Source organism: Armatimonas sp. (assembly GCF_043760365.1).
Classification (GTDB): domain Bacteria; phylum Armatimonadota; class Armatimonadia; order Armatimonadales; family Armatimonadaceae; genus Armatimonas.
The window spans coordinates 1-3254 of sequence record NZ_JAYUPA010000813.1; the positions used below are offsets into that span (position 1 = coordinate 1).

A 3254-nucleotide genomic window follows, 5' to 3' on the forward strand; every position below is an offset into this window, starting at 1 on the left:
CATTGTCATGATAGCCACCATCCACTTCGATAATCAGCCGATACTCAGCGCAGTAGAAGTCAAAGATATAAGTTTCATAAGCGTGCTGGCGGCGAAAGCGCAGCCCGTTCAGCCGTCTACTTCGCAGCACCTCCCAGAGTGCCTCTTCCGCAGAAGTAGGCGTATTGCGATTCTCGCGTGCCCAGTCATGCAGCTCTGGCGAGGCACCACGCCAGTACCTTGGTTTTGGTTTCATCACCCCGATAACGGCTGGCAACAGCCCAATCTGTTAAAACCAATTAAAAAATTCCCAAAAACCATATTGTCCCCCCGCCGGGCGGGGGTTAGGGGGTAGGATGACCTTCGACGAACTCGCCTCCAAAGAGTGGCTCTTGACCAACGGCATCGGCGGCTTCGCCTCAGGCACGCTCGCCGGATGCGCCACCCGCCGCTACCATAGTTTGCTCACCGTCGCGCTCGATCCACCGTCTGGCCACCGCATGTCGCTGCTCGGCGGCTTGGACGAAACCGTGATTATTGACGGCGTCGAGTACCCACTCGCCACGCATCTTTATGAAGATGGCACCGTCTTTCCCGATGGCTGGGAGCGCCACGCTAGCTTTGGCCGGGGACACTTCGGGCCACACTGGCAGTATCAGCTACCCATTCCATCGCCTTTTGACGGACGTCCCGGCTACCCAGGCGGAACGCTCATAGGCCGGACGATTCAGTTCTATCCCGCCAAGAATGCGATCCGTTTCGAATGGCACTCGCTTCCCATAGGCGCAGGAATCCGAATCGCGCCCCTGGTTTGCTGGAAGGACTATCACAGCGACATGCAGCACTGGGAAGGTTTCCCCTTTAGGAGCGAACCCTGCGAGGGCGGTTGGCTCGTCCAGGCCACTCCGGATGCACCGGAGCTTCGATTTTACTGTCCACACGGCATATGGGAGCCTGCGGGCTGGTGGAACGACAGAATATTCCACCGGCGCGAGGCGGAGCGTGGCTTTTCGGCAACAGAGGGTCTGTACTGTCCGGCAACGCTCACTATGGAAAAGCGCAGGCTGCTGCAGCCGAATCCCTATGTGATCGCCTCGATTGAAAACAAACGCCCCGCCAAGCGTGATCTCCACAATTCGGAAGAACCTAAGCCGTCGCTGGAATTAATTAAGTGGCGAAAGACTCTCAAGGGTAACCAACAATGGCAGCAGGAGCGCATCGCTGCACAGTTCGTCGTTGGTGCGCACGATGGTCGCAAGACAATTCTGGCGGGTTATCCGTGGTTTACCGACTGGGGGCGCGATACGTTTATCTCGCTTCCAGGGCTTTGCCTGACGACGGGGCGGGAGGAGATCGCAAAGCAAATTATCCGGGATTTTGTGCCGTGGGTACGTGATGGGAGAATCCCAAATCGCTTCCCGGACAACAACGACGCGCCAGCCTACAACAATGTGGATGGGACGCTGTGGTTTGTGCGCTGCATCGGGCTGTGTGGGCTGACGGACGAGCTTTCGGAGACTGTTGAGGCGATTCTCACGGCGCATTTAGACGGCACGGTAGGCGATGGGATCTACTGCGACGCCGACGGGCTTTTGCGCTGCGGCGATGATCACACGAATCTGACGTGGATGGACGCGAAAGTGGACGGGGTAGCGATCACGCCGCGCTTTGATCGCCCCGTGGAGGTGCAGGCCCTCTGGATCAACGCACTAAAAGTGGCGGGGAAGACGGAGCTTGTGGCGAAAGCACACACGGCATTTCTGGCGCGTTTTGTGCGCGCCGGTGGTCTCGGGCTTTACGACTCTTTGTTTCCTGATGGCACGCCCGACGCGGCAATTCGGCCCAATCAAGTGATCGCGGCGGCGCTTCTGGACTTAGGCGAAACCGTAAACCACGCCGTGCTTTCTGTTGCCACCGAGCATTTACTCACGCCGTATGGCCTGCGGACGCTCTCCCCTGCTGACACACGCTTCCGCCCACGCTATGAAGGCGGCCCGCACCAGCGCGATAGTAGCTACCACCAGGGAACCGTCTGGCCGTGGCTAATCGGGAGCTTCTGCGATCTCTATAAAAAAGTCCACGGAGCCGACGCCGATGTCGCGCCATTTTTAACTGAGCTTTTGCGTCACCAAACCGAAGACTACGGCCTTGGGGGGATCGCGGAAGTATTTGACGGCGCAGCTCCACACCGGCCAAACGGCTGTCCGTGGCAGGCGTGGAGCCTCGCAGAGGTTCTGCGCACTTACCGAGCCGCGTAAAGCTCGGCGACTTTGTCCCAGTTGACCACGCTCCAGATCGCCTCTAAGTACTTCGGGCGGGCGTTGCGGTAGTCAATGTAGTAGGCGTGCTCCCACACATCAATCCCCAGGATCGGAGTGCCCGTGCAACCGGCAACGGCAATGCCCATGAGCGGGGTGTCCTGGTTTGCCGTGGAGACCACGGAGAGCTTACCATCGCTGTCGGTGACGAGCCAGGCCCAGCCGGAGCCGAAGCGGGTTGCGCCGGCCTTGTTGACTGCCTCTTTCAGAGCATCCAGTGAGCCAAAAGTCGCCGAGATGGCCTCGGCAAGAGCGCCGGTGGGAGCAGATGCGCTGCCCGGAGTGAGCAGCTCCCAAAAGAGCGAGTGGTTCACGTGCCCGCCCGCATTGTTGCGAACCCCACCGCGAATTGCCTCAGGCACGGCGGAAAGATTAGTGATGAGCGACTCCGCGCTCCAGTCTGCGACTTCGGTGTCCTTGATTGCATTGTTCAAGTTCGTGACGTAGGCAGCGTGGTGCTTGTCGTGATGGAACTCCATGGTCTCCTGGGAGATCACGGGAGCAAGCGCATCGTAAGCGTAGGGCAGTGCGGGCAGTTCAATGGACATAGTAATTGTTTCCTTCTGAAAAAATATACCCCAATTGGCGAGATAAGTTCGCGCTTTTTCGTTAAGCTATCGTCTATGTGTGTGATGACGGAAAACGAGCTGCTAGATCGAGCCCGAAAGGGAGACACCGAAGCGTTCTCACTGTTGTGTGAAGCGCATCGAGGCCGAATCTGGCGCACGGTTTCTAGCGTCGTTCGTCGAAAAGCAGATGCGGAGGATCTGGCGCAGGAGACGGTGATCAAGGCGTGGCAGGCGATTGGTAGCTACCGGGGTGAGGCATCGCTGGGCTCGTGGCTGACGCGGATCGCACTGAACACGGCACATGATCATCAGAAATCGGCCTGGACGCGGCGGGTGTGCTTCTGGAAAGACGACCGCCCCGACGAGCCTGATGGGGCAGTATTGATCC

The 3254-nt window shown here is 58.7% G+C and carries 4 protein-coding genes; 2 read left to right on the forward strand and 2 right to left on the reverse strand.

Annotated elements, in window-relative coordinates:
* On the reverse strand, nt 1-235 hold a 235-nt coding region (locus tag ACH2EH_RS19915; RefSeq protein WP_395144427.1), incomplete at its 3' end, for an endonuclease domain-containing protein.
* Nucleotides 236-335: 100 nt separating this feature from the next.
* On the opposite strand from ACH2EH_RS19915, the gene ACH2EH_RS19920 reads away from it, so the two are divergent.
* Nucleotides 336-2237: an amylo-alpha-1,6-glucosidase gene (locus tag ACH2EH_RS19920; protein WP_395144428.1), complete on the forward strand. Its 1902-nt coding sequence runs from the start codon at nt 336-338 to the stop codon at nt 2235-2237.
* Here ACH2EH_RS19920 and ACH2EH_RS19925 read toward each other — a convergent pair.
* On the reverse strand, nt 2222-2845 hold the full coding sequence (locus ACH2EH_RS19925) for a superoxide dismutase (protein WP_395144430.1): 624 nt from the start codon (nt 2843-2845) through the stop codon (nt 2222-2224). The genes ACH2EH_RS19920 and ACH2EH_RS19925 overlap by 16 nt on opposite strands.
* Nucleotides 2846-2929: 84 nt before the next feature.
* Between ACH2EH_RS19925 and ACH2EH_RS19930 the strand changes: the two genes are divergently transcribed.
* Nucleotides 2930-3254 (forward strand): RNA polymerase sigma factor (locus ACH2EH_RS19930; RefSeq protein ID WP_395144432.1); only part of this gene is annotated, 325 nt, incomplete at its 3' end.

Bases quoted from the DNA above. Each gene is read 5' to 3' on its own strand.
- ACH2EH_RS19920 (WP_395144428.1), top strand. From the start codon at position 336: ATGACCTTCGACGAACTCGCCTCCAAAGAGTGGCTCTTGACCAACGGC.
- ACH2EH_RS19925 (WP_395144430.1), bottom strand. From the start codon at position 2,845: ATGTCCATTGAACTGCCCGCACTGCCCTACGCTTACGATGCGCTTGCT.